This window comes from Amycolatopsis plumensis (assembly GCF_042652605.1).
Lineage (GTDB): Bacteria > Actinomycetota > Actinomycetes > Mycobacteriales > Pseudonocardiaceae > Amycolatopsis > Amycolatopsis plumensis.
The window spans coordinates 8,992,577-9,017,105 of the sequence record NZ_JBHSJY010000001.1; the positions used below are offsets into that span (position 1 = coordinate 8,992,577).

A 24,529-nucleotide genomic window follows, 5' to 3' on the forward strand; every position below is an offset into this window, starting at 1 on the left:
CGATCACCTTCTCGTCTTCGGCCGGACGGAGTTCGCGAGATCGACCAGCACGCCGTGTTCGTCGCGGTCGCGTGCCCGCTCGGCGAGCCGGCGCAGGGACTGCTCCAGCAGCGACCGCAGGCCGCGTTCGGTGACGCGCTCGCCGAGCAGCTCGCCGCCGTCCCAGCCCTCGTTCCCGCCGAGCCCGGCCAGCGCGGCCGCGCGGACGAGCGCCTCCAGCCGGTCCTGGGCTTCCCGGTCGAGGTAGAGCTCGGGCAGCCGCCGCGCCGCGTCGGCGAAGTCGTCCCGGCCCGGTGACCCGGACGGCAGGCGCCCGGCCCGGATCCGCACGGCGGCGATCCGGGCGGCGTCGTAGTGGCGCGAGATCGGCGGCACGGCGTCGAGCAGCGCGACCGCGGTGTCCCGGCCGTGCGTGCGCAGGGAGCACCGGGCCAGGCCGAACGCGGCGCTGACCTGGCCGTGGTCGCGGTGCCACACCGAGCGGTACCAGCGTTCGGCCACGGCGGTCCGCCCGCGCAGTTCGGCGCAGAACCCGAGCGCGAGCTTCGGCGCGATCTCCCCGGGCCAGCTGCGGTGCACCCGGTCGAACGCGGCCGACGCCTGCTCGGCGTCGTCGCGGGCCAGCGCGAGCAGCCCGTGGTGCCAGGCCGCCCGCCAGTCGCGCGCGGCCTCGGCCCCGAGCTGTTCTTCGGCGTCGGCCAGTGCCGTGGCCGCGGCGGGCGCGTCCCCGAGCGCGACCAGGGCCCGCGTGCGGGCGAACGCGATCTCGACCGAGCGCTCGCCGAACATCGCGAGCTTGTCCAGCCAGCGGTGCGGCCCGGGCGCGCCCGCGGTGGCGATGAACGCGGCCGCGGCGTCTTCCGGGGCGACCCGCGGGATCGGCAGCCGTCCGGCCCCGTCGGCGGCACCCGGCAGGCCGAGGTCCAGCCCGCGGTCCGGAACTCCCCCCTCCAGGGCACTTTCACGTGAAAGTGCCCCTTGGGCGGGGAGGGTGAGCCAGTGGCCGAGTCCGGGCACCGCACCGAGGCCGTCGTCGAGCAGCTCCGCGGTGTCCTCGAACAACGCCGACGGCACCGGCCGCGGCCGTTCGTCGCGCAGCGAAAGGATTTCCCGGCGCACCCCGTCGAGCTGCTCGGCCATTTCCGACGCCGTGGCGAACCGCCGCTCGAACGGCGCGACGGCGCGCTCGAGCACCCGCTTCAGCGCGTCGAGCCCGCCGGCGATGCGGTCCGCGTCGGCGTCTTCGCTCGCGGCTTCGAGCAGCACCTGCAGCGTCCGGCCCACGGTGTGCAGGTCCGAGCGCACGGTCAGCCCGTGCCGGGCGAGTTCGTGGGCGGGCGCCTGGAACCCTTCGGTGCCGACACTCGGCCCGGCCGGGTCCTCGAGCGAGCGGGCGGCACCGAGGTCGATCACCTTGACGCGCTTGTCGCCGTGGATCACGTTCTCCGGCTTCATGTCGCAGTAGAGCAGGCCTTCGCCGTGCAGGTAGTCCAGCGCGCCGAGAATCGCCCGGCCGTAGACGATCACGTGCTCCACCCGCGGCGGCGGCCCCTGCTTCAGCAGGTCCCGCAGCGACCGCCCGCCGACGTACTCCATCACCAGATAGGTGTCCGGTGCGCCGCCCCCCGGCGGCACGTGCTCGACGAAGTCGGTGATCCGCACGATGTTCGGGTGGTCGAGCCGGACCAGCACATCGCGTTCGACCCGGGCCATCGCGCGCAGCACGGCGTTGCCGCTGTTGATCACGCCCTTGAGAGCGACGTGCTGGCCGGCCAGCGCGGTGTCGATGGCCAGGTACACCCAGCCGAGCCCGCCCCGGGCGAAGCAGCCGAGGACCTCGTAGCGGTCGCCGACCCGCTCGCCGCGGTTCAGCTTGGGCAGAAAGGAAAAGCGTTCGCCGCAGTTTTCGCAGAACCCCTCGGCGAACGCGGGTTCGCCGGCGTAGGCGCGGCCGACGGGTTCCCCGCAGTGGCCGCAGAACCGGTGCTGCTCGGGGTAGTCCGGGTCGGTGAGGACGAGCTTCTCCGGGTCCGGCACCTCGATCGCGGGCAGCGACTGGAAATCCGCTTCGCCGCTCCACAGTTCAACACTGCGGCGGGTGCTCTCCGGGGCCGGCGCGGCCGCGGACGGCGGTTCGGCGGGCACCCGGCGGCGGCCGCACACTTCGCAGAACCCGATCGGCCCGACCGGACGGCCGTGGCACCACGCCGTTCCCGTCGTCACGCGCCCTCCAGCCGGCGGCGGACCGCCTGCACGTACCGCTCGACCAGCCCGGCGGCGGCTTCCGGCTCGTCCGGCCGCCGGGTCAGCGCCGCCATGGCCGGGCGGTACAGCTCGGCCAGTTCCTCGTCCTCCATCAGGCCCGCGTCGGTCGCCTTGGCGTTGTAGCCGCGCAGCCGTCCGTGCAGTTCGTCGTGCCGGGCGGCCAGCGCGTCGAGCTCCGCGTACCGCCGGACCAGTGCCCACCGGGCCGCTTCCGCGTCGCGTTCGGTCGCCGCGAGGGCCCGCCGCACGCGGCCCGGTTCGATCCGCTCGCCCGCCGAGCGCAGCGCGGCCAGCCGCAGGCGCAGATCCGCGGAGCTGCCGGGCACCGCCGCGCGCGAACCGAGCCGGGCGGCCCGCTCGCGCGTGCGGTCCTCCTCGTGCTCCACCATGTCGACCAGCAGCGCCAAGCGGTCCAGGCGCCGCGCGTTCCGCTCGTCCTCCCAGCGCCGGGCCAGGCGCACGCCGGGCGAGTCCGGCTTGCTGAACTGGACCAGCACGGTGGCGCCCTTGTCCACCAGCGGCCGCACGACGTCGGTGAGCACTTCCTCCGGCGCCCGCGCGTCCTCGACGCCGGTCACCGCCACCGCGACGTCCGCCGGGTTGGTCTCCAGCACGGTGAGCACCTCGCCGGTGCTGATCCCGGCGCTGACGTGCTCGGCCACCTCGCCGGTGGTCTTGCCGGTCGCGTCCACGATCGCGGCGAGCCGCTCGCCGGGGACCCGCTCGCGCCGCACCTGCGCCAGGAAACCGTCCCGGACGGCGGAATCCCGGTCCCCGATGACGACGATCAGCGGGCCCGCCGACGGCCGCGGCGGCTCGCCCACCCACCGGGCGACGTCCGGCACGTGCCGGACGATCACCTCGACCGGGATCAGGTAGGCGAGCCCGGCGCGTTCGTCGGTGTACTCGGTGACCACCATGCCGAGCACCGCACCGGTGGCCTTGTCGATCACGCCCGCGCCGCTGAACCCGCGCCGCACGCGTTCGCCGGGCAGTGGCGAGTTGAGCTGGATCCACTCCCCGGCGGCGCCGGCCGGGCCGGCCAGTTCGGCGTTGTTCACCCAGACGCCGTAGCGGTGCGGGGCCGGGAAGCCGTAGGTGTGGACCACCCGGTCGCGGACGGCGCCGAGGCGCACCAGCGGAGCGCCGGGCACGTGGGGGAAGGGCTCGGCGAGGTCCAGCAGCGCGATGTCGCCCCGGCCGTCGTCCGACGGCGGCACCCAGCAGCCCGGTCGCACGGTGGCGAGCGTCTCCGGCAGGCCGGCCAGCCCGACGAACCGCACGAGCACGTGCGCCCCCGAAAGCGCTTCCTCCCCCGCGGCCTGCACGACGTGCGCGCAGGTGAGCACCGTGGATTCGCCCAGCAGCATCCCGGCGCCCAGTGCCCGGCCGGACGAGTTCACCAGGCAGACCCGCCACGGTTCCGGATCCCCCGCGCGCCCCTCGGCAGAACCGTTGTGCTCCCTCACCGGGTGCGACCTTACGACCCGGCACCGGCACTCCGGAGCCGGTTCCCCCGCTTACCCCCGCAGATCACCCGATCGGCCGCAGAACGGCCCGGCACCGTGGAAAACTCACGTACCCGCGGCCCGGTCAGGCGATCGTGCGCAGCCGGCGGAGAGCGAAGAACACCAGCGCCGCCGCCAAGAGCACGAAGATCCCGGTCTCGATGCCCTGGAAGAGCCAGAACCGGTCTCCCGGCTGGTACCGCACCCAGTTGACCGCGCCGGGGCCTGCCTGGGTGTCGAAGCAGCCGCCGGGCGGGCACGGGCCGAGCTGGGCGTTCGGCAGAACCAGGTCCCCGGCCGCGTTGCGGACGCCGACGTCCATGATCCAGTTGCCCGACACCGGATTCGGCGTCTGCCCGCCGGCCGGGGTGAACGTGAGGCTCCGCGCGGGCAGGTACCGCGGGCGGGCGAGGACTTCGATCGCGACGCGGGCCACCGCGAACCCGGCGAGGGAGATCCCCATGGCGGGCAGGACCTTCCGCCAGTACGTCCCGGCGAAGACGCCGAGGGCGAGCGCGAACAGCGTGTACGCGATCGGGACGATCCCCTGGACGTCGAACGAGAGGTAGTTCAGCCGGCCGGTGCTCGCGCTCACCAGCGGCCGGAACCACCACGACACGCCCAGCGCATACCCGACGGACAGCACCGCGGTCATCGCTCCGACCAGCCCGAACTTCGCCAGCGCCCACTGCAGGCGGGTCACCCCCTGCGTCCACACCAGCCGGTGGGTGCCCTGCTCGACTTCGCGGGCGACCAGCGGCGCGCCGAAGAACACGCCGACCAGCACCGGCAGGACCACGAACAGGATCGCGACGAAGACCATGCCGCCGAACTCCTGCTGGAACTGGTGGCCGAGGCTTTCGCACCGGGAGACCGCATCGGTCTGCGTGATCATCGACGCGCTGCCGAGCGCGGCCCGGCAGGCGCCGAGGCCGAGGTCGTCGAACTTCGCGTGCATCGCCAAGCCGGTGGGCACCATCAGCGCGGCGAGCGCGGCCAGTGCGGCGAGGGTGAACAGCGCCTGCCTGCGGTACTGCCGCCAGACCAGCCAGCTCATGCCGTCACCTCCCACGCGGACGCCGGGACGCGGGGCTCCGCCTCGGCGAGGTGCGCCAGTACCACGTCCTCCAGGGTCACTTCGTGCTCCGTCCACAGTGGATCGATCGGGCCGTCGCCGCGGCGGACCAGCAGCGTCGACTGGCGTTCGGTGTGGCTCGCGCGGACCACTTCCGCCACCCCGTCGATGGCGGCGCTGCCGGCCTGCGGGCCGGTGAGCGTGCGGAAGCCGGCGAGCAGTTCGTCGACCGGGCCCGCCAGCCGGACGCGCGATCGCTGGAGGACGATCAGGTGGTCGCAGCTGCGTTCGAGGTCGGCGAGCAGGTGCGAGGACAGCAGCACGGTCGTCTCGCTCTCGGCGACGGCACCCATCAGCGTCTGCATGAACTCGCGGCGGGCCAGCGGGTCGAGGCTGGCGATGGGTTCGTCGAGCAGCAGCAGCCGGGGCCGTTTGGCCAGCGCCAGCGCGAGGGCGACCTGGGCGCGCTGGCCGCCGGACAGCTTGCCCACCGGCTTGTCCGGCGGGATGCCGAGCAGGCCCAGCCGGTCGCGGGCCAGCGCGGCGTCCCAGCGGCGGCGGTTGAGCTTGCCGCCCATGGTGACCAGCTCCGCCGCGGTGAAGTCGCGGTAGAGCGGGGTGTCCTGCGCGACGAACCCGATGTCCGGGAGCGCCTCCCGCGGCGGCCGCCCGAAGACGCGCACCTCGCCCGCGTCGGGTTTCAGCAGGCCGACGACCAGGTGCAGCAGCGTCGTCTTGCCCGCGCCGTTCGGGCCGACCAGCGCGGCGATCCGCCCGGCAGGCACCGCCAGCGCGCAGTCGCGCAGCGCCCAGGTGCGGCCGTAGCGCTTGCCCAGCGCCGCGGCTTCCACCGCCAGTTCCATTCCGGACTCCCTACGACAGGTCGTGCGGCACCCGGGTGCCGCGGATCGTGGTTTCGATGAGGGCGGCGACGTCGTCGGGCGACATCCCCGCGGCTTCGGCGCGTTCCAGCCAGGCCACCAGCTCGTCGCGCAGCTGCGCCTGGTGGCCCAGCGAGGGCCCGGCCAGGCTGCCGGTGACGAACGTGCCCACCCCCGGGCGGCCTTCGGCCAGCCCCTCCAGCACCAGTTCGCGGTAGGCCTTGAGCACGGTGTTCGGGTTGATCGCCAGCGCCTCGGCCACGTCCCGCACCTTCGGCAGCTGGTCGCCGGGCCGCAGCAGCCCGACGCGCAGCGCCTGCTTCACCTGGACCACGAGCTGCATGTACGTGGCCACCCGGGAACGGCCGTCGAGCACGAACTCGATCACCCTGCCACCCTCCTATTGTCTTACGACATTAAGACAACACCTCCCGGTGCGCGCCTGTCAAGGCATAGGGTCGGGAGCCGAGGGGCACTTCGGCACCGGGAGGCAGGCATGGCGTTGTTGGACGAGCTCGGCAAGGCGATCGCGGGCGGGGCGATCGAGATCGTGGACCTCACCGCTCCCCTGAGCTCGAGCACGCCGATCCTGCGGTTGCCGGAGCCGTTCGCCAACACGATCCCGTTCCGGCTGGAGGAGATCAGCCGCTACGACGAGCGCGGCCCGCGGTGGTACTGGAACGACATCCACACCGGCGAGCACACCGGCACCCACCTCGACGTCCCGGTGCACTGGGTGTCCGGAAAGGACGGTCACGACGTCTCGCGAGTGCCGTTGAAGACGCTGGTGGCGCCCGCGGTCGTTCTCGACTTCTCCGCCCGGGCGGCCGAGGACCCGGACTTCCTGCTCGCCATCGACGACGTCCGCGCCTGGACGGCCGAGCACGGCCCGCTGCCCGACGGCGGCTGGCTGCTGTACCGCACCGGCTGGGACGCGCGCAGCGGTGACCAGGAGGAGTTCCTCAACGCCGACGAAGCCGGCTCGCACACCCCGGGCGTCTCGCCCGAGTGCGCGCGGTGGCTCGCCGAGGAAACGCCGATCACCGGGCTCGGCGTCGAGACGGTCGGCACCGACGCGGGGCAGGCGCCGGGCCTCGAGCCGATGTTCCCCTGCCACGAGCTGCTGCTGGGCGCCGGGAAGCACGGCCTGACGCAGCTGCAGAACCTCGCCTCGCTGCCGCCGACCGGTGTGCTGCTGCTGGTCTCGCCGCTGCCGATCGTCGGCGGCTCGGGCAGCCCCGCGCGCGTGCTGGCCCTGGTGGAGCGGTGAACGTCGCCGAACTCGTCGGCCGGACCTTGGCCGGCCTCGGCGTCGGCACGGCGTTCGGCGTGGTCGGCAGCGGCAACTTCGAGGTGACCAACGCGCTGCGGGCGGGCGGCGTCCGGTTCGTCGCGGCCCGCCACGAGGGCGGGGCGGCGAGCATGGCCGACGCGTACGCGCGGATGAGCGGGAAGGTGTCGGTGCTGTCGCTGCACCAGGGGTGCGGGCTGACCAACGCGGTCACCGGGATCACCGAGGCGGCCAAGGGCCGGACGCCGATGCTGGTGCTCACCGCGGACTCCGCGGCCGCGTCGGTGCTGTCGAACTTCCGCATCGACCAGGACGGCCTCGCTACGGCGGTCGGCGCGGTGCCCGAGCGCGTCCACTCGGCCGCGAGCGCGGTGGCCGACACCGTGCGGGCGTTCCGGACGGCGCGCCAGCAGCGCCGGACCGTGGTGCTGAACCTGCCGCTCGACGTGCAGGCCGAACCGGCACCCGCCGTGCCTTCGCCGCCGGTGCTCGCCGGCCCCGCCCCGGTGCGGCCGGACAGCGCGTCGGTGGCCGCTCTCGCGGACCTCCTGGCGGCGGCCGAGCGGCCGGTGTTCATCGCCGGCCGCGGCGCCCGCTCGAGCCGGGAACCGTTGCGGGAGCTGGCCGCCCGGTGCGGCGCGCTGCTGGCGACGTCCGCGGTGGCGCACGGGCTGTTCCACGACGACCCGTTCGCGGTGGGCATCTCGGGCGGCTTCGCCTCCCCGGTGGCGGCCGAGCTGATCGTGGGCGCCGACCTGGTCGTCGGCTGGGGCTGCGCGCTGAACATGTGGACGACCCGCCACGGCAAGCTGCTCAGCCCGCACGCGAAACTGGTCCAGGTGGACGTCGAGCAGGCGGCGCTCGGCGCCCACCGCCCGATCGACCTGGGCGTCGTCGGCGACGTCGCGTGCACCGCCGCGGACGTGCTCGCGCTGACCCCGTCGCACCGGGGCTACCGCACGGACGAGGTGGCGGCCCGGATCGCGACGGGCCGGTGGACCGACGTCGAGCACGAGGACTTGTCGTGCGACGGCCGGATCGACCCGCGCACGCTGAGCAGGCTGCTCGACGAGCTGCTCCCGGCCGAGCGGATCGTCTCGATCGACTCGGGCAACTTCATGGGTTACCCGAGCGCGTACCTGTCGGTGCCCGACGAGCAGGGCTTCTGCTTCACGCAGGCGTTCCAGAGCATCGGCCTGGGCCTGGGCACGGCGATCGGAGCGGCCTTGGCCCGCCCGGACCGCCTGCCGGTGCTGGGCACGGGCGACGGCGGGTTCCACATGGCACTGTCCGAACTGGACACGGCGGTCCGCCTGGGCCTGCCACTGGTGGTGATCGTGTACAACGACGCGGCGTACGGCGCGGAGATCCACCACTTCGGCGACGCGGACATGACCACGGTCCGCTTCCCCGATTCGGACCTGGCGGCCATCGCGCGCGGCTTCGGCTGCGCGGGCGTCACGGTGCGCTCGGCCGCGGACCTGTCCCCGGTGCGCGACTGGCTCGCCGGGCCGCGCACGAGCCCGCTGGTGATCGACGCCAAGATCGCCGACGACGGCGGATCCTGGTGGCTGGCGGAGGCCTTCCGCCACTGACCCACCCTTGACACGGTCCCCGGCCGCCCGGGATGCTGACCTAGTTGTCTTACAGTCGTAAGACAGTGGGGAAACTATCCGAGGAGCTCAGGTCGACTCTTCTTGGCCGTACTCGCGGCCGCGGTCTTGCTCGTCTCACCGGCGGACGCGGGCCAGCGGCGCCCGGACGCGGCGACGGCGCTGCTGGCGGCCTTCGACAGCCACGCGATCGTGGCGAAGTCCAGCCCGGACGTCGGAACGTTCGTGTTCGATCTGATCCGCGACCCGCGGTTTCCGGGCCGGGTGAACGACATAGCGGTGGAGTGCGGCAACGCGCGCCTCCAGCCGTTGCTGGACGCGTACACCGCGGGTGCCCCGGTCCCGGAGATCAGCAGCGTGTGGCGGGACACCACGCAGCCGAGCTGTGGGTTCTCGACGTTCTACGAGCAGCTGTTCGCCCTGGTCCGGCAGGTCAACACCACCCTGCCGGCGTCGCGGAAGATCCGGGTGCTGGCCGCCGATCCGCCCGTCGACTGGAGCCGGGTTCAGTCGCCCGCGGACCTGGAGCCGTTCCTGGACCGGGACGCCTCGATCGCCTCGGTGGTGAAGACGCAGGTGCTGCAGAAGAACCGCAAGGCGTTGCTGCTGTTCGGGTTGGGCCACCTGACGCACGACGGAGGCAGCGCAGCCGTGGCCCGCCTGGAACGCGAGTACCCGGGCGCGGCGTATGTGGTGGCGGACCACCGCGGGTTCACCGCCGACAACGCGCGCCTCGAGCAGCGGCTGGGTTCGTGGCCGCAGCTGGTGCCGCTGCCGGGTTCGTGGCTGGGATCGCTGGAGACGACGTTCTTCCCGGTCAACCGGGACTACCCGCCGGGAACGCGCGGCTACCCGGGCGTGGACGCGTACCTGTACGAAGGGCCGGCGGATCTGTTGCTGCGCGAGCCGCTTTCGGCTCGGGCCGTCTTGGACGCGGGATACCTGGCGGAGCTCCGCCGTCGCGCTACGGCGATCGATGCGCCGCCGGATTCGATCGAGTGGCCAGAGGCGTTCTTCGAGCGGGAGCGGACCTCGGGCGTCCTCCTGCGTGGCTAGCCCAGCCGCGCCGGGTGTTCCGGCACCCGGTGGGAAACCCAGACGTTGGCTTCGACATAGACGGCATAATCATCCACAGTGGACACCAGGACCGGAGCGAGGGCCCCGGGGACGACCACCGGACCGTCCCGATCGAACGGCAACCCGGTCCACTCCCGCCAGTCGGCCAACGGGGCCTGCACGGTCGCCGAGCAAGAAGCGACTCCCGCGATCAGGCCCCCGGCCCGGACATGAGTACGCAGCCACCGGTCAACGGGCAACCCATCCGGCCGGGTAGCAGCGGCATAGTCCCCCATGGAAACCAACGGAACCGAAGCCTTGTCGGGCGGCCGGACCGGAATGACAAGCGACGAAAGCCCCGCCGCGGCAACCGCATCCCGCATACCGGCGAGCACGGCCGAAGAGAGCCCACGCCCCTGGCACGAAGGATGCACCGCGATTTCCAGAGCACCAGCGGTATCGGGCGCAACCCCGTCGAGGGCATCCTCGGCAGCCCAGACGGCCACTTCATCCCACCCCCGAGCCGGAAAGGGCGAACGCTCCCGAAACGGCACCATGACGCCCCGCGCCACCGGCGACCCTCCCTCCAGCAGCGCCACCACCAGATGAGGCCACCGCCGGGCCACCCGCCGCCCCCGTACCAGGAGGCTCGTCAGGCTGCCCTGCATGAACCGCGGCGATCCCGGGGGATAAGGGATCGCATACACCGCCTCGACGAGGTCCGGCCGCTGCGCCAGCGTCACGATCTCCACGTCAACGCGACCAGGATTCCAGCGCGATCAACGTCTTGGTCCCCGTCACCTGGTGGTGCCGCCGGATCTCGTCGATCGTCTTCTGCAGGTGGGCCATGTCCCGGACGCGCAGCCACACCAGCGCGTCCGGGTCGCCCGCGATGGTGAACACCGCCTGGGCCTCCGGCATCCGCGTGGTCGTGTGGAGGATTTCGTCGACCTTCGTGTTGCCCACGAACCGCAGCTCGGTGAACGCCTCGATCCCCCAGCCCAGCTTCGCGTGGTCGACCTGGACCGTGAACCCGGTGATCACGCCGCTCTCGCGCAGCCGGTCGATGCGCCGCTTGACCGCCGCCGTGGACAGCGTGACCCGGTCGGCGATGTCCGACAGCGTGCGGCGGGCGTCCTCGCGAAGCAGGCCGAGGATCTCGTGGTCGGTGGCGTCGAGCAGCTCTTCGGGCATGCGCGGGAGCGTAACTCGGCGCAAAAAAGCGCGCAAAAACCTTTCGGGACTCGTTGACTTTTGCGTCCTGGGCCCGACTGCGACACCGCCTGTTGCGTCACTGTGGCGCAGGTCGCATCGTGCCCGAAACGAAGGCGAAGGGAGCCCCGCCGTGGAGACGTTCACGCTGGAGGACCGCTATCTGCGGGAGGCCGGGACGGTGCACCTGACCGGGGTGCAAGCCCTGGTCCGGCTGCTGTTCGACCGCGTGCGCCACGACCGCGCCCGCGGCGGCGACCCCGCCGTCTTCGTCTCCGGCTACGAAGGCTCGCCGCTGGCCGGCTACGACCTCGAACTCGGCCGCCGCGCGACGCTGCTGGAGAAGCACGACGTCGTGCACCGGCCCGGCCTCAACGAAGAACTGGCCGCGACGTCGGTCATGGGCAGCCAGCTCGTCGCGGGCGCCGGCGGGCGGAGGGGTGTCACCGGCTTCTGGTACGGCAAGGCACCCGGTCTCGACCGCGCCACCGACGCCCTCCGCCACGCCAACCTGGCCGGCACCGACCCGCGGGGCGGCGCCGTCGCGCTCGTCGGCGACGACCCGAACGCGAAGTCCTCCACCGTGCCGTGCGCCTCCGAGCTCGCCCTCGCCGACCTGGCCGTCCCGGTGCTCTTCCCCGCCGACGCCCAGGACGTCCTCGACCTCGGCATGCACGCCGTCGAGCTGTCGCGGGCCAGCGGGCTGTGGACGTCGCTGAAGATCGTCGCCAACGTCGCGGACGCGTCCGGGACCGCCACCGTGAGTCCCCGGTGGACCGCACCGGAAATCCGGAACGCCTACCGCCACACGCCCACGTCACGGCTGCTCGGCACGAGCCTCGCCGAGCTGGAACGCAGCCTCTTCACCGTCCGCCTCCCGCTGGCCCTCGACTACCTGCGCGCGAGCACCGTCAACCGGATCACCCGGCGCGGACCGGCCGACCGGATCGGCATCGTCACCGCCGGCAAGTCCTACCTGGACCTCCAGCAGGCGCTGCGCACCCTCGGCCTGCACGACGGAGAACACGGCATCCGCATCCTCAAGCTCGGTGCGATCCACCCCCTCGAACCGGCGATCGTCCGCGAGTTCGCCGAGGGTCTCGACGAGATCGTCGTCGTCGAGGAGAAGCGCGCGTTCGTCGAAACCGCGCTCAAAGAGGTCCTGTACGGCGTGGCGAACGCGCCCAGGATCATCGGCAAGAAGGACCGCGACGGCCGCACGCTGTTCACCGAACTCGGCGAGCTGGACCCGGACGGCATCGCCGGTGGACTGGCGAGGATCCTGCCGGACGGCCTTCCCTCGGTCGAGGCCTACCGGGGCCGCCGCCGTCGCGAGCGCATCGCCGTCCCGCTGCTCGCCCGCACGCCGTACTTCTGCTCGGGCTGCCCGCACAACTCGTCGACGAAGGTCCCGGAAGGCACGCTGGTCGGCGGCGGGATCGGCTGCCACACCATGGCCCTGTTCATGGAACCCGACCAGGTCGGCACCGTCCTCGGCGTGACGCAGATGGGCGGCGAAGGCACCCAGTGGATCGGCATGGCCCCCTTCGTCGACGCCGAGCACTTCGTCCAGAACATCGGTGACGGCACGTTCACCCACTCCGGCAGCCTCGCCGTGCGCGCGGCCGTCGCCGCCGGCGTGAACATCACCTACAAGCTGCTGTACAACTCGGCCGTGGCGATGACCGGCGGCCAGGACGCGGTCGGCGGGCTGCCGGTCGGGAAGGTCGCCGAGCTGCTGCTCGTCGAAGGCGCCAAGCGGGTCGTGATCACCAGTGACGCCCCGGCGAAGCACCGGAAGCTGCCCGCCGGTGTCGAGGTCCGCGACCGCAGCGAGCTCCTGCGCACGCAGGAGGAACTGGCCGCGGTCAAGGGCGTCACCGTGCTGATCCACGAGCAGGAGTGCGCGGCCGAAAAGCGCCGGAAACGCCGCCGCGGCAAGCAGACCGCGCCCGCGACGCGCGTGGTGATCAACGAACGCGTCTGCGAGGGCTGCGGCGACTGCGGCACCAAGTCGAACTGCCTGTCCGTGCAGCCGGTGGACACCGAGTTCGGCCGCAAGACCGTGATCCACCAGTCGTCGTGCAACGTCGACTACTCCTGCCTGGCCGGGGACTGCCCGTCGTTCGTCACCGTGGTGCCGTCCGGGAAGAAGCGGCGCCGGAAGACCGCCGAGCTGGCCGCCGACGCCGTCCCCGCGCCGGAAACGCCGAAGACCGACTTCACCGTGCGGATCACCGGGATCGGCGGCACCGGCGTGGTCACCGTGACGCAGATCCTCGCCACCGCCGCGGTGCTCGACGGGCGGCACGTCCGCACGCTCGACCAGACCGGGCTCGCGCAGAAGGGCGGCGCGGTCGTCTCCGACCTCAAGGTGACGGCGGTACCGGTCGAGCAGGCCCCGAAGCTCGCCGCCGGCGAGTGCGACCTCTACCTGGCCTGCGACGCGCTGGTCGGCGCGGACGCGGCGAACCTGGTGGTCGCCGACCCGGCCCGCACGATCGCCGTCGTCTCCACGACCGAGGTCCCGACCGGCCGGATGGTCGTCGACACGACGGTGTCGTTCCCGGACCCCGGCAGCGTGCTCGCGCCCCTGGAAGCCGCGGCGGCGCGCACGGTGTCGCTGGACGCGCGCGGCCTGGCCGAGGAGTTCTTCGACGACGACCAGTTCGCCAACGTGCTGCAGCTCGGCGCGGCCTTCCAGGCCGGCGCGATCCCGCTGCCCGCGTCGGTGATCGAGCGCGCCATCGAGCTGAACGGCACGCAGGTCGCCGCGAACCTGCAGGCGTTCCGCCGCGGCCGCCTGCTCGTCGCCGAGCCCCCGGTGGACGCCCCGGAGCCCGCGCCGAAGAAGCCGCACGCCATGCGCGCCCTGGTGCACGCCGAGCCCGGCTCCGAACTGGCGCGGCTGCTCGACGTCCGCATCCCCGACCTGATCGCCTACCAGGACAAGGCCTACGCCCGCGCGTACGCGGAGTTCGTCGAGCGGGTGCGGGTGCTGGAAGGCGGCCCGACGGAGATCACCGAGGCGGTCGCGAAGCACCTGTACAAGCTGATGGCCTACAAGGACGAGTACGAGGTGGCGCGGCTGTCGCTGGACCCGGCGTTCACCGACGGGCTCGAGGACCAGTTCGGCGCGGGCACGAAGTACGCCTACAAGCTGCACCCGCCGGTGCTGCGGGCGCTCGGGATGCAGCGCAAGATCAGCCTCGGTCCGTGGTTCCGCCCGGCGTTCCGGCTGCTCCACGCGCTGCGGCGGCTGCGCGGGACCCGCTTCGACCCGTTCGGCCGCGCCGAGGTGCGCCAGGTCGAGCGCGAGCTGATCGAGGACTACCGCAGCGTGGTCCTGCAGGCGTTGCGCGCCGGGGACGCCGGCCGGGCGCGGATCCTGGCCGAGCTGCCCGACCTGGTCCGCGGCTACGAAGACGTCAAGCTGTCGAACGTGGCCCGGTACCGCGAAAAGCAGGCCGAGGTCCTCACGCCCGCAGGTAGCTGAGCATCGCCTGGGCACCGTCGGGGACGCGCAGCTTCGTGCTGACGTCCCCGGCGTGCCGCCGGGCGGCGGCGGTGCCGATGCCGAGCAGCCGTCCGATCGTCGGCACCGAATGGCCCTCGGCCAGCAACGCCACGACCTCGCGTTCGCGCTCGGTGAGCGTCGCGACCGGGTCACCGGGCCGCGGCCGGGCCAGCTGGACGGCCACCACGTCACGATCCAGGACCGTGCCGCCCGCGGCGACCTGCCGCAGGGCGTCGAGGAACTCCTCGGGCTTGCCGACGCGCTCCTTGAGCAGGTACCCGGCTCCGCCGCCGCCGGCGGCCAGGAGGTCGCCCGCGTAGCCGTCTTCGACGAACGCCGAAAGCGCGAGGATCGCCAGTCCGGGCACCCGGCGCCGGGCTTCGAGGGCGGCGCGGAGCCCTTCGTCGGTGTACGTCGGCGGCATCCGGACATCGACGACGGCCAGGTCCGGCGCCATCGTCGCGACCGACGTCAGCAGGTCGCCGGGGTGGTCCACGGCGGCAGCGACGTCGAACCCCTCGCTGCGCAGGAGCAGCACCAGCCCTTCCCGCAGCAGGGCGTCGTCCTCCGCGATCACGATCCGCACGGCGGCTGCCTCCTCGCGTCCCCGTCGCTCCTGTCTGGATGCACGGATGCGCGAGGGAAAGCGTTCAGCTCTGGCCGGACCAGCCGCTCAGCCGGGTCAGCAGGCGCTCCAGGACCTTCGGGTCCGCGGCCACCGGATCACCGGAGACGGGCTCGTCGACGAGCGTCCGGCGGTCCTGGCGCCGGGGCAGGCGCACCTGCCGCGCGGTCATCCCGCCCGGCAGCGGCAGCTCGCACCAGGTGGTGCGGCCGCCGCCCTCGGCGGGTTCGACGCCCAGCCGCTCGCCGGGCCGGGCCTGCGGGTCCGGGCGCCCGGGAACGTCGTCGTCGACCTCGATCGAGAGCACCTCGGCGCGCAGCCGCAGCCGCAGCGTGACGAACGCGGGCGCTTTCGGGTCGCTGGCGTCGACCACGGCTTCGACCAGGCGTTTCGCGGTGGCGGTCACCTGCTCCAGCATCGGCAGCAGGGACCAGTCGGTGAGAATCAGGCGGACGAACAGCTCGGTGACCGGCAGCGCGCTGGGCTGCGCGACGAGCCGGATGTCGTCCATCTGGGAGGTGTGCGCGCTCAAACCCGACCTTCCTCGCCCCGGGTGCGGCTTGTGCCCGCACCACGCCAGTCCGCCCGCCGCGGCACGGTACCGCCCGGGCCGGGCGGTACCGCCGTCGGGTGGTGCGAGACACCCTCGTCGATCAGACCCGGGCCGGGACCCACAGCTCGTCGATGGCGCGTTCGGCCGCCGCGAGGCTCGCCTCGGCGAGCGGGATGAGCTCGGCCATCGCCGGGTTCACCGCCGCCAGCGTCAGTTCCGCCGTGATGAACCGCGGCTCCAGGCCGGTGAGGCTGACGCCGTGGGGCAGCCACTGCTCGGCGTGGTCCCAGCCGGCGCGGGGCGTGCCTTCGCCGTAGCCGCCGCCCCGGCTGGCCAGCACGACGAACTCACGGCCGCCGAGCAGGCCGGCGTTGGTTTCGGGGTCGATCGACAGGCCGGGGGCGATCAGGTGGTCGACCCAGGCCTTGACGCTGCTCGGCGGCCCGAAGTTGTACAGCGGCAGGCCCAGCAGCACGGTGTCGGCCGCCTTGACCTCCTCGACGAGTTCGACCGTCCGCGCCCAGGCCGCCGCCTGCTCCGGCGTGTGCTCCGCGGGTGGCACCCGGCCGGCCAGCCCGCCGGCCGCGTCGATGTGCGGGATCGGGTTCGCGCCCAGGTCGCGGTAGGTGACGGTGCCGTCCGGGTGCGCTTCGCGCCACGCCGCGGCGGCCCGCGCGCTGAGCCGCCGGCTCACCGAGGCGTCGCCCTGGATGCTCGAGTCGATGTGCAGGAGATGAGCCATGTCGTTAGCCGTCCATAGATCGTTGGTGTAAGACAAACTATTGATAGCACATCGACCGTTGGGCTGCCCATATACTGGGCGCATGACCTCGCTTCCGGTCGTCAACCAGCCCCCGCACCGCTGCGGCGCGCTGATCGACCACCTCGCGCGCCGGCTGCGGCTGCGCAGCGAGTCGGTGCTGGCCCCGCTCGGGCTGCGGCCCCGCCACCTGATCGCCCTCACCGTGCTGCGCGACGCGGGCGGCAGCTCGCAGCAGGACCTGGCGAAGATCCTGGAAATGGACAGCACGAACGTGGTCACCCTGCTCAACGAGCTGGAGACCGAGAACCTGATCGAGCGGCGCCGGTCGCCCGAGGACCGCCGCCGCCACCTGGTCGACCTGACCGACGTCGGCGCGAAGCTGCTGGCGCGCGCGGAGTTCGCGCTGACGGCGGTCGAGGACGAGGTGTTCAGCGGACTGAGCGACGAGCAGCGCGAGACGCTCTACACGCTCTTGCAGCAGGCGACGAGCAAGACGGGCGTGGAAGCCTGCCGGGAGACGCCACCCTGCTGAACGGTCAGGCGCCGTCGATGTCCCGCGCCAGCCGCTGCGCTTCCGGCAGCGAGGCCGCCAGCCCGACCTGCACGGCCCCGTCGGTGACCACGGCATTGCTCCGCTGGGCGGCGAGCACCCGGCTCTTCAGGACGACCGCGAACTCCCGGCCGACGTTGCGCCGGGTCCACTCCGCCCAGGTGTCCGCTCCGGCATCGGTGAAGGACAGCACCAGGACGGTCTCGCCCGTCGCGGGGTCGAGGCGGGCCTCCGCCGAGCCCACCTCCGCACCGCTGAGGAACCCCGGGCCGAGGACGTACCGGGTGCGCCCGGTGCGAGCGCAACTGACCAGCGGTAACACCGGGTCGTCACGGCCGTCCAGGTCGTCGGGCTGCTCCGGTGCGCAGGAGAGCGCTCGCGCGGCGGCTTCCTGGGTGCCCGGGTTCGTGCTCTGCCGCCGGCCCGGCGGGCCGACCGCCGGACCGGCCGGCCAGGCGCGGAGGACCGGCCGGAACCGCAGCTGTGTCCCGTCCTTGCCGGAGGCTCCGGCCTGGCACCCGGCGACCGCGGTGAGAATGGCGACCGCCGCGAGGAAGATCCGCACAAGCGGTCATCCTGGCGTGGGCGCTCCGGGCGTGTCGAGCGGTTCGGGCGGAAAGAGGCGCGGCATGAAGGCCAGCATCAGCGCCGACCACACGACGTGCGTCAGCGCCGGCGCCTGCACCCCGCCCGACCGGCCGCGCTGCCACGCGAACACCGTCCCCATCGCCGCCGAGGCCAGCACCAGCGCGGGATTCCGCGTCGCCACCGTGGACAGCACGTACACCGCGGTGGAAGCCCGCGCTCCCGCCGCGTCGTAGAGCGCGCCGCGGAAGAACGCCTCCTCCGCGGCTCCCGTGACCAACGCCGTTGCCGCCACCGAGGCCGTCGGGCCGCGATGAGCGTGGTCCAGCACTCCGGTGATCGCGCGGCGCAGCGGCGGGATGCGGCGGGCCACCAGCGCGCACCCGTAGAACACGCCGAACGCGCCCGCGCCCACCGCCACCGGCTGGACGACGTCCGGGCGGCCCCGGGGTACCGGTCCGGCCGTCCGGGCGCCGGCGAGCCACGTCGCCGCGACCGAGGCCGTGAGCACGTGGAAGCGGCGGGATCCGGGGCGGCTGGCCAGTGACGCGCCGAGCAGGGCGGACCCGGCGGCCGTCACCGCGGCGAGGACCGGCTTCACGGCGTCCGCCTGCTCTTCGCGCGCTCGCCCAGTGCCTGGAGGACCGCTTCGTCGTAGCCCATCGGCTCGAACTCGACGATCCGGCGGATCGCGTCGTCGCGGACGACGACCTCGTTGGTCATCGAGTCGATCAGGGCCCGGCCGGTGGTGACGTCGATGTCCGTGACGAGCGACAGCCAATACGACGACAGCCGCGGCGAGAGCAGCGGTACCGGCAGGAGCAGCAGCGGCCGTCCCTCGATCGCCGCGACCCGCTGCAGCATGTCGCGGTAGGCCAGCACTTCGGGGCCGCCGATGTCGAACGCCCGGCCCGCGGCTTCCGGGTGGTCGAGGACGCCGACCAGGTAGCGGACGACGTCGGCGACGGCGATCGGCTGCGTGCGGGTGCGCACCCAGCGCGGCGTCACCATCGCCGGCAGGTGCTCGACCAGCTGCCGCGTCAGCTCCCAGGACGTACCGCCGTGCCCGATCACGATCCCGGCGCGCAGCACCGTCACCGGCACGCCGGTCTCCCCCAGCAGCCGCTCGACCTCGCGCCGGCTGGCCAGGTGCTCGGACAGCGTGTCGTCGTCGTCCCCGAGCCCGCCGAGGTAGACGATCCGGCGCAGGCCCGCGCCGGCCGCGGCCCGGGCGAACGCACGCGCGGCGTCGGCGTCGCGGCGCTTGAAGTCCGCACTGTCGAGTGAATGCACGAGGTAGTACGCGGCTTCGGCGTCCTTGAGCGCGTCGCGCAGGGAACCGACGTCGGCGACGTCACCGCGGACGGCTTTCCCGGCGCCGCGGTACTTCGCGGGGTGGCGGGTCATCGCGAGCACCTCGTGCCCGGCCGCTTCGAGAGCCGGGCACAACCGGCTGCCGACGAACCCCGACGCCCCGGCCACCAGCACTCGCATGCCCGCGACGTTAGCCGGGACGGCCCTCACGCGCAGCGCGTCCGCTCCCGGCGAAGCACACCGCGGCGACGACGCCCGCGCACCCGATCAGCTGGGCCCACCCGGGTGTCTCGCCGAGCAGGCCGATCCCCAGCAGCACCGCGCCGACCGGCTGCAGCAGCATCAGCGTCGCCCCGGTGGTGGCCGACATCCGGGGCAGCGCGGCGGAGATCAGCAGCCACCCCGTCAGCTGGCCGACGGCGGCGAGGGCGATCAGCCAGCCGAACGCGGGCCAGCCCGGCGTGAGGTCGAGCGTGCCGGTCGGGACGCCGAGCACGACCGCGACCGCACCGGCGGACACCGTGGCCAGCACCAGCGAGTGCGCCTGCGTCCCGGTGCCGCCGCTGAGCCGGATCAGGAAGAGGTAACCGGCGTAGCCGGCGCCGGCCAGCAGCGCCGCGACGGCGCCGGTGACCGGATCCGGCCCGAACGAACCGGTGCCGGCGAACCCGCCGGCCAGCACGATCCCGCCGAGCAGCACCGGCACCGCGGCGAAGAACCGCTTGGACGGCCGCTCGGCCAGGAACGCGAACGCCAGCAGCGGCACGATCACCACCTGGACGGCGAGGAGCACGGTCGCGATGCCGGCGCCGACCCGCGGGATCGCTTCGCCCCAGAGCACGAAGTCCAGGCCGAGCCCGGTGCCGGCCAGCAGCGGGAAGAGCACGCGACGGCGCGGCGCCGGGCCGTCCTTCCGCCGTTCGCGCCCGGCCAGCAGGAGCAGCACCGGCAGGGCGAGCAGGCACCGCCAGAACGCGCTCGTGCTGCCGCTGGCGTGCGAGACCTTGATGAAGACCGACGACAGCGAGATGCAGAAGCTGCCGAGCGCGGCGAGCAGCCGCGGGTCCAGGCGGCGGGTGAACGGCGAAGCGGGCGCGGTCGTGAGCACGTCTCCAGCCTGCGGGCGCCGACTATCAAGAACAAGCGAATGTTTCTGCGCGGAATTCGGTAGCATTCCTACCGTGTTCGGACTCGAGCGGATGCGGGCGCTGCACGCGGTCGCGGCCCACGGCTCGGTCGCCGCGGCGGCCGAGTCCCTGCACGTCACCCCGTCCGGGGTGTCGCAGCAGCTGGCGAAGCTGGAACGCGAGGCCGGCCAGCCCCTGCTGGAGCCGCGCGGGCGCGGGATCCGGCTGACGAAGGCGGGCCAGGTGCTGGCCGGGCACGCGGAGCGGATCCTCGCCCAGGTCGCCGCGGCGAAGGCGGATCTGGAGCTCCTGCGCGAGGACGTCATCGGCCCGCTGCGGATCGGCGCGATCCCGACGACGGTCCACGCCTTGCTGCCGCCGGCGCTGGCCACCCTCGCCGCGCAGCACCCGCGGCTCGAAGTGACCCTGCACGAGGGCGAGGCCGAGCAGACGATGCCCCGCGTGCTGGCCGGCGACCTCGACGTCGCGGTGCTGGAGAGCTGGACCGACCGCCCGACGGTGATCCCGCCGTCGACGACGCGGATCACGCTGTTCTCCGACGTCGCGGACCTCGCCCTGCCGTCCGGCCACCGGCTGGCGCACCGCAAGGCGGTCGATCTGTCCGAAGTGGACGATCTGCCGTGGATCGGCTGGACCGCCGGGTCCGGGTGTCACGAATGGCTGGTGCAGGTGCTGCGCAAGCAGCGGCTGGAGCCGCGGATCAGCTGCACGGTCGGCGGCTACCCCACCCAGCTGGCCCTGGTGGCGGGCAACGTCGGCGCCGCGCTGGTGCCCCGGCTGGCTCGCGACCGGTTGCCCGAGGGGGTGCGGATCCTGACCACGCGGCCGGCCTTGAGCCGCACGATCCAGGCGATCTGCCGGGCGGGCGAAGAAGACCGCGGGGCGGTGCGGGCGTGCCTGGACGCGTTGCGGGCGGCGTCGGCGCGGTTCGAGAGCGCGGGACGTCCGGTGGGCTGAGTCACCGGCTCAGCAGCGCCACCATCTCGGTGACCAGCCGGCCGGGCCGCCGGTGGTGCACCAGGAAGATCTCCCGCGCCGGCCGGGCGTCCGCCGCGTCGCGGACCTCGACGCGGGCCGCGCCCACCCGCTCCAGCACGCTCTCGGGAACGAACGCGATACCCAGCCCGGCCTCGACCAGCGCCACGATCACCTGGTAGTCCCGCGTTTCGTAGGCCACCCGCAACCGGACACCGGCGGCGTCGGCGAGCTGCTCCAGGCACGCCCGGTTGGGGACGCCCGGGCCACCGGAGATCCAGTCCTCCGCGGCCAGCGCCCGCAGAGTGAGGCGGCGGGTGCGCGCCTTCTCGTGTCCCTTCGGCAGGATCAGCCGGAACCGCTCCGAGCGCAGCAGCGACCGCTGCAGACCGCGCGGATCGGGCAGTGGTGCGCCGGGATAGCGGTGGGTGATCAGCAGGTCCAGCTCGCGGGAGCTGAGCAGGCCGTACCCGTCCGGCGGCTCGAGGTCCAGCAGCCGCAGCGCCACGCCGGGGTGGTCGCGGCGGAACTCCGCGAGCGCGGCGGGCACCAGGGTCATGCCCGCGCTCGCGAACGTGCCGACGGTGAGCTCCTCTTCGAGCAGCGCGCGGACCGTCCGCTCGGCCGTGCGCAGCTCCCCGACGATCGCCTCGGCGTGCACGAGCAGCGCCTCCCCGACCGGCGTGAGCGTGACGCCGCGGGGGTGGCGGTCCAGCAGGCGGGCACCGACGTCCCGCTCCAGCTTGGCCACCTGCTGCGAGACGGCGGACGGCGTGAAGGCCAGTCTTTCGGCGGCCGCGGCGATCGAGCCGGCGTGCGCGACCTCGGCCAGCACGGCCAGGCGGTGGGCGTCGAGCACGGGAGCCTCCAGCCGTAAGTTCTGCTTAATCCAGCATAGGAGACGCCGCTGGTGCTTACGGCGGCCCGCGCGCATGCTGGAGCCATGATCAGCACTGCGGATGTGGAACGGGCGGCCGCGCGCATCGAGGGCCGGGTCCGCCGGACACCGGTGCTCGCCGCCGACGAAGGCGTGTGGTTCAAGCTGGAGCAGCTGCAGCACACCGGGTCCTTCAAGGCCCGGGGCGCCTTCAACCGGATCCTCGCCGCGGGCGAGCAGACCGGGGTGGTGACCGCTTCGGGCGGCAACGCCGGGCTGGCCGTCGCTTACGCCGCCCGGGAGTTCGCCCTCCCGGCGCGGGTGTACGTCCCCGCGACCGCGCCCGCGGTGAAGGTCGCGAAGCTGCGACAGCTCGGCGCGGCGGTCGAACTGACCGGCGAGAAGTACGCCGACGCCTATGACGCGGCCGTGAAGCACGCGGCCGACTCCGGCGAGCTCTTCTGCCACGCCTACGACCAGCCGGACATCTGCGCCGGGCAAGGCACCCTCGGCCTCGAACTCCTGGAGCAGACGGGCGGCCTGGACACGGTCCTCGTCGCGGTCGGCGGCGGCGGGCTGCTGGCCGGCGTCGCCGCCGCGGTCGAGGGCCGGGCGCGCGTGGTCGGCGTCGAGCCGCGCACCATCCCCACGCTGCACTCGGCGCTGGCCGCCGGGGAGCCGGTCGCGGTCGACGTCTCCGGTGCCGCCGCCGACTCCCTCGGCGCGACCCGGCTCGGCGACATCGCCTTCGCCGTCGCCACCCGCACGAACGCGGGCTCGGTGCTGGTGGACGACGCCGCGATCGTCGACGCGCGGGCGGCGCTGTGGGACCGCTATCGCCTCGCCGTCGAACCCGGCGGGGCGACCGCGTTCGCCGCCCTGCTCTCCGGCGCCTACCGGCCCGCGCCGGGCGAGCGGGTCGCCGTCCTGCTCTGCGGCGCCAACACTGATCCGGCGACGCTCACTTCCCCGACAGCCGCGCCACCACCGGCGCGAACTCCTCGAGGAACGCGCCGTTGACGCTGAAGTAGGACACGCCCTGCTCGGCACGACGGCGTTCGAGCTCCGCCGCCATTTCGTCGACGTCACCGCGGAGCAGGCCGAGGGAGTCGTGCTCGATGAGCGTTTCGGCGTCGACGCCGATGAAGCCGCGGATCCACGGCGGTACCTCGGTGCCGACCACCCAGATGTTCATCGCGAACTCGATCTCGCGGTCCCCGGCCGCCGACCGGACTTCCTCGACGTGCCCGGTCATTTCCTCCCGGGTGGTCAGGACGCCGCCGGCCATCGTGACGATGTCGGCCTTCAGCCCGGCGAGGCGACGCGCCTTGGGGCCGCCCGCGGCGATCATCACCGGCGTGTGCCCGTCGCCGTCGAGCCGGCGGACGTGGTCGACCGTCTCGGAAATCGCGTCGAGCCGCTCCTGCCCCGACCCGTACGGCAGGCCGAGTTCCCCGGCCTGCTGCCGCATTTCCGGCCGCCCGGTGCCGAGGCCGAGCTCGAACCGGCCGCTCGTGACGACGCTCAGGCTGTGCGCTTCCCAGGCCGCCGCCCGCGCGGTGCGCAGCGGACTGGCCAGCACGAACGAGCCGACGCGCAGCTCGGTCGTCGCCGCCGCGGCCGCGGCGAGCGCGGCGGTCGGCGTCGGCATGTTCAGGTTGTCCGGGCACAGCAGCGTCGAATAGCCGAGCTCTTCGGCCCGGCGAGCGGTGGCGAGCCACTTCGCGCCGCCCTCGGTCGCCCCCGCGACCACGCCGAACCGGAACGCCTTCTGCGGCATCGGAACACCCCCACGTCGTTGGTCCTTCGATCAAACCACCGGTGTGCCCGGTCGTGCCACCACGGCCGGGCGCACCCGCGGGGTCAGCCGCGCTGGTATTCCTCCCAGGTGACCTTCGCGACCTGCGGGCCGTCGTCGGCGCCGTGGCCGGCCAGGCCGTTCATGCCCAGGTAGTAGTCGCCGGTCTGGTGCTGCGCCCCCGAGGACAGGTCCGGGTCGGAGATGGCCATCGCGTGGATGTGGTAGTCGAAGCCCTGCGCCGGCGTGCGGTACCAGGCCGCGAACCCGACGTTGCGCAGCGCCTTCAGCAGGTTGTTGCGGTTGGTCGACGACATGCCGGACACCGAGATGTCCATCGCGCCGCCGCCGTCGTGCGTCCCGGCCGAGGCGTCGACGCCACCCGGGTTGTACGAGCCCTGCGTCAGCGTGACCTGGAAGCCCGCTTTGCCTTCCGCCGCAACGAGCATCGCCTTGGTGCGGGTGTTGAGCGTCTTGCCGTGGTAGGTCACCTGGCTGCCGGCGGAGACCGGGTTCGTGACCGTGTAGCGGCCTTCGCCCAGCTTCTCCAGCGAGGTCTTGCCCGGCAGGCCGGAAGCGTCGAGACCGGTGTAGCCCAACGACTTCTGGTACTGCGAGTACGCCGTGATCGTCGTGGTGCCGAAGTAACCGTCGACGTACTGGCTCGCCAGCAGGCCCTTCGCCTGCAGCGCCTGCTCGACGAGCAGGACGCTGTCGTGCGCGCCCGGGGTCTGGGTGTCGTCGGCGCGGCGCGGGTCGATCTGGGCCGCCTTCAGCACGGCCTCCATGTTCGCACCGGGCAGCACCGTCGTGGCCGCAGTCTCGGCCTGAGCCGGTGCGGCCACGGCGAACGCAGCGGCGGTGAGCGCCGTGAGCACGGCGGCCTTCGTGAACATCCTTGTCCTCCATGGGTCGGAATCGCT

24 protein-coding genes are annotated in these 24,529 nt (G+C 73.3%); 7 read left to right on the forward strand and 17 right to left on the reverse strand.

What is annotated here, in order from left to right; translation table 11 throughout:
- Nucleotides 1-3: 3 nt before the first annotated feature.
- From ACFPLC_RS43300 to ACFPLC_RS43320, 5 genes are all read right to left on the reverse strand, one after another.
- Nucleotides 4-2,223 carry a serine/threonine-protein kinase gene (locus ACFPLC_RS43300; protein ID WP_378192023.1) on the reverse strand — a complete coding sequence of 740 codons (2,220 nt, stop codon included), beginning with the start codon at nucleotides 2,221-2,223 and terminating at the stop codon, nucleotides 4-6.
- The gene (locus tag ACFPLC_RS43305; protein WP_378192025.1) at nucleotides 2,220-3,734 is read right to left on the reverse strand and encodes a trypsin-like peptidase domain-containing protein; all 1,515 of its coding nucleotides are present in this window, start codon (nucleotides 3,732-3,734) and stop codon (nucleotides 2,220-2,222) included. Before ACFPLC_RS43305 ends, ACFPLC_RS43300 begins: the two co-directional genes overlap by 4 nt.
- 124 nt (nucleotides 3,735-3,858) lie before the next feature.
- A complete protein-coding gene (locus ACFPLC_RS43310) occupies nucleotides 3,859-4,830 on the reverse strand; it encodes an ABC transporter permease (RefSeq protein ID WP_378192027.1) in 972 nt (323 codons plus the stop codon).
- Entirely contained in the window at nucleotides 4,827-5,711 is an 885-nt protein-coding gene (locus ACFPLC_RS43315; RefSeq protein ID WP_378192029.1) for an ABC transporter ATP-binding protein, read from the reverse strand. Before ACFPLC_RS43315 ends, ACFPLC_RS43310 begins: the two co-directional genes overlap by 4 nt.
- Before the next feature lie 10 nt (nucleotides 5,712-5,721).
- The gene (locus ACFPLC_RS43320; RefSeq protein ID WP_191309765.1) at nucleotides 5,722-6,117 is read right to left on the reverse strand and encodes a GntR family transcriptional regulator; all 396 of its coding nucleotides are present in this window, start codon (nucleotides 6,115-6,117) and stop codon (nucleotides 5,722-5,724) included.
- A 108-nt stretch (nucleotides 6,118-6,225) separates the two neighbouring features.
- Here ACFPLC_RS43320 and ACFPLC_RS43325 point away from each other — a divergent pair, with 108 nt between their 5' ends.
- From ACFPLC_RS43325 to ACFPLC_RS43335, 3 genes are all read left to right on the forward strand, one after another.
- Entirely contained in the window at nucleotides 6,226-6,999 is a 774-nt protein-coding gene (locus ACFPLC_RS43325) for a cyclase family protein (protein ID WP_378192031.1), read from the forward strand.
- Entirely contained in the window at nucleotides 6,996-8,615 is a 1,620-nt protein-coding gene (locus ACFPLC_RS43330) for a thiamine pyrophosphate-binding protein (RefSeq protein ID WP_378192033.1), read from the forward strand. Before ACFPLC_RS43325 ends, ACFPLC_RS43330 begins: the two co-directional genes overlap by 4 nt.
- Before the next feature lie 102 nt (nucleotides 8,616-8,717).
- A complete protein-coding gene (locus tag ACFPLC_RS43335; protein WP_378192035.1) occupies nucleotides 8,718-9,689 on the forward strand; it encodes a hypothetical protein in 972 nt (323 codons plus the stop codon).
- On the opposite strand, the gene ACFPLC_RS43340 is transcribed toward ACFPLC_RS43335, so the two are convergent.
- Together ACFPLC_RS43340 and ACFPLC_RS43345 are read right to left on the reverse strand one after the other, a co-directional pair.
- On the reverse strand, nucleotides 9,686-10,441 hold the full coding sequence (locus ACFPLC_RS43340) for a GNAT family N-acetyltransferase (protein WP_378192037.1): 756 nt from the start codon (nucleotides 10,439-10,441) through the stop codon (nucleotides 9,686-9,688). The two genes, ACFPLC_RS43335 and ACFPLC_RS43340, sit on opposite strands and share 4 nt — an antisense overlap.
- Nucleotide 10,442: 1 nt before the next feature.
- Nucleotides 10,443-10,883: an Lrp/AsnC family transcriptional regulator gene (locus ACFPLC_RS43345; RefSeq protein ID WP_378192039.1), complete on the reverse strand. Its 441-nt coding sequence runs from the start codon at nucleotides 10,881-10,883 to the stop codon at nucleotides 10,443-10,445.
- Nucleotides 10,884-11,034: 151 nt separating this feature from the next.
- On the opposite strand from ACFPLC_RS43345, the gene ACFPLC_RS43350 reads away from it, so the two are divergent.
- Nucleotides 11,035-14,397, forward strand: coding sequence for an indolepyruvate ferredoxin oxidoreductase family protein (locus ACFPLC_RS43350; RefSeq protein WP_378192041.1), 3,363 nt, complete (start codon nucleotides 11,035-11,037; stop codon nucleotides 14,395-14,397).
- Here ACFPLC_RS43350 and ACFPLC_RS43355 read toward each other — a convergent pair.
- From ACFPLC_RS43355 to ACFPLC_RS43365, 3 genes are all read right to left on the reverse strand, one after another.
- Nucleotides 14,378-15,004: a response regulator gene (locus ACFPLC_RS43355; RefSeq protein ID WP_378192043.1), complete on the reverse strand. Its 627-nt coding sequence runs from the start codon at nucleotides 15,002-15,004 to the stop codon at nucleotides 14,378-14,380. The two genes, ACFPLC_RS43350 and ACFPLC_RS43355, sit on opposite strands and share 20 nt — an antisense overlap.
- Nucleotides 15,005-15,068: 64 nt before the next feature.
- The gene (locus tag ACFPLC_RS43360) at nucleotides 15,069-15,575 is read right to left on the reverse strand and encodes an ATP-binding protein (protein ID WP_378192045.1); all 507 of its coding nucleotides are present in this window, start codon (nucleotides 15,573-15,575) and stop codon (nucleotides 15,069-15,071) included.
- Between the two features lie 121 nt (nucleotides 15,576-15,696).
- Complete coding sequence (locus tag ACFPLC_RS43365; protein WP_378192047.1) at nucleotides 15,697-16,338, reverse strand: FMN-dependent NADH-azoreductase; 642 nt, start codon at nucleotides 16,336-16,338, stop codon at nucleotides 15,697-15,699.
- 82 nt (nucleotides 16,339-16,420) lie between these two features.
- On the opposite strand from ACFPLC_RS43365, the gene ACFPLC_RS43370 reads away from it, so the two are divergent.
- Nucleotides 16,421-16,891, forward strand: a complete 471-nt coding sequence (locus ACFPLC_RS43370; protein WP_191309749.1) for a MarR family winged helix-turn-helix transcriptional regulator — start codon at nucleotides 16,421-16,423, stop codon at nucleotides 16,889-16,891.
- 4 nt (nucleotides 16,892-16,895) lie between these two features.
- Here the strand turns inward: ACFPLC_RS43370 and ACFPLC_RS43375 are convergent, their stop codons facing one another.
- The 4 genes from ACFPLC_RS43375 to ACFPLC_RS43390 are packed head-to-tail and all read right to left on the reverse strand — an operon-like array spanning nucleotide 16,896 to nucleotide 19,916.
- Nucleotides 16,896-17,474, reverse strand: coding sequence for a SecDF P1 head subdomain-containing protein (locus ACFPLC_RS43375; protein WP_378192049.1), 579 nt, complete (start codon nucleotides 17,472-17,474; stop codon nucleotides 16,896-16,898).
- 6 nt (nucleotides 17,475-17,480) lie between these two features.
- Complete coding sequence (locus ACFPLC_RS43380; protein WP_378192051.1) at nucleotides 17,481-18,095, reverse strand: CPBP family intramembrane glutamic endopeptidase; 615 nt, start codon at nucleotides 18,093-18,095, stop codon at nucleotides 17,481-17,483.
- A complete protein-coding gene (locus ACFPLC_RS43385; RefSeq protein ID WP_378192053.1) occupies nucleotides 18,092-18,988 on the reverse strand; it encodes an NAD(P)H-binding protein in 897 nt (298 codons plus the stop codon). The genes ACFPLC_RS43380 and ACFPLC_RS43385 overlap by 4 nt, the downstream gene beginning before the upstream one ends.
- A gap of 10 nt (nucleotides 18,989-18,998) precedes the next feature.
- Nucleotides 18,999-19,916, reverse strand: a complete 918-nt coding sequence (locus ACFPLC_RS43390) for a DMT family transporter (RefSeq protein WP_378192055.1) — start codon at nucleotides 19,914-19,916, stop codon at nucleotides 18,999-19,001.
- A gap of 73 nt (nucleotides 19,917-19,989) precedes the next feature.
- On the opposite strand from ACFPLC_RS43390, the gene ACFPLC_RS43395 reads away from it, so the two are divergent.
- Nucleotides 19,990-20,913: a LysR family transcriptional regulator gene (locus tag ACFPLC_RS43395; protein ID WP_378192057.1), complete on the forward strand. Its 924-nt coding sequence runs from the start codon at nucleotides 19,990-19,992 to the stop codon at nucleotides 20,911-20,913.
- A gap of 1 nt (nucleotide 20,914) precedes the next feature.
- Here the strand turns inward: ACFPLC_RS43395 and ACFPLC_RS43400 are convergent, their stop codons facing one another.
- Nucleotides 20,915-21,790 (reverse strand): LysR family transcriptional regulator, encoded by an 876-nt coding sequence (locus ACFPLC_RS43400; protein ID WP_378192059.1) that lies wholly within the window; start codon nucleotides 21,788-21,790, stop codon nucleotides 20,915-20,917.
- Nucleotides 21,791-21,874: 84 nt separating this feature from the next.
- On the opposite strand from ACFPLC_RS43400, the gene ACFPLC_RS43405 reads away from it, so the two are divergent.
- The gene (locus ACFPLC_RS43405) at nucleotides 21,875-22,828 is read left to right on the forward strand and encodes a threonine/serine dehydratase (RefSeq protein ID WP_378192061.1); all 954 of its coding nucleotides are present in this window, start codon (nucleotides 21,875-21,877) and stop codon (nucleotides 22,826-22,828) included.
- Here ACFPLC_RS43405 and ACFPLC_RS43410 read toward each other — a convergent pair.
- On the reverse strand, nucleotides 22,770-23,588 hold the full coding sequence (locus ACFPLC_RS43410) for an LLM class flavin-dependent oxidoreductase (RefSeq protein WP_378192063.1): 819 nt from the start codon (nucleotides 23,586-23,588) through the stop codon (nucleotides 22,770-22,772). The two genes, ACFPLC_RS43405 and ACFPLC_RS43410, sit on opposite strands and share 59 nt — an antisense overlap.
- Nucleotides 23,589-23,671: 83 nt before the next feature.
- Nucleotides 23,672-24,502 carry a peptidoglycan-binding domain-containing protein gene (locus tag ACFPLC_RS43415; protein WP_378192065.1) on the reverse strand — a complete coding sequence of 277 codons (831 nt, stop codon included), beginning with the start codon at nucleotides 24,500-24,502 and terminating at the stop codon, nucleotides 23,672-23,674.
- Nucleotides 24,503-24,529: the final 27 nt, after the last annotated feature.

What these genes read in the sequence shown, in the direction of transcription:
- ACFPLC_RS43310 (WP_378192027.1), bottom strand. Translation starts at nt 4,830, where the DNA reads ATGAGCTGGCTGGTCTGGCGGCAGTACCGCAGGCAGGCGCTGTTCACC.
- ACFPLC_RS43315 (WP_378192029.1), bottom strand. Translation starts at nt 5,711, where the DNA reads ATGGAACTGGCGGTGGAAGCCGCGGCGCTGGGCAAGCGCTACGGCCGC.
- ACFPLC_RS43325 (WP_378192031.1), top strand. Translation starts at nt 6,226, where the DNA reads ATGGCGTTGTTGGACGAGCTCGGCAAGGCGATCGCGGGCGGGGCGATC.
- ACFPLC_RS43345 (WP_378192039.1), bottom strand. Translation starts at nt 10,883, where the DNA reads ATGCCCGAAGAGCTGCTCGACGCCACCGACCACGAGATCCTCGGCCTG.
- ACFPLC_RS43365 (WP_378192047.1), bottom strand. Translation starts at nt 16,338, where the DNA reads ATGGCTCATCTCCTGCACATCGACTCGAGCATCCAGGGCGACGCCTCG.
- ACFPLC_RS43370 (WP_191309749.1), top strand. Translation starts at nt 16,421, where the DNA reads ATGACCTCGCTTCCGGTCGTCAACCAGCCCCCGCACCGCTGCGGCGCG.
- ACFPLC_RS43385 (WP_378192053.1), bottom strand. Translation starts at nt 18,988, where the DNA reads ATGCGAGTGCTGGTGGCCGGGGCGTCGGGGTTCGTCGGCAGCCGGTTG.
- ACFPLC_RS43405 (WP_378192061.1), top strand. Translation starts at nt 21,875, where the DNA reads ATGATCAGCACTGCGGATGTGGAACGGGCGGCCGCGCGCATCGAGGGC.
- ACFPLC_RS43410 (WP_378192063.1), bottom strand. Translation starts at nt 23,588, where the DNA reads ATGCCGCAGAAGGCGTTCCGGTTCGGCGTGGTCGCGGGGGCGACCGAG.
- ACFPLC_RS43415 (WP_378192065.1), bottom strand. Translation starts at nt 24,502, where the DNA reads ATGTTCACGAAGGCCGCCGTGCTCACGGCGCTCACCGCCGCTGCGTTC.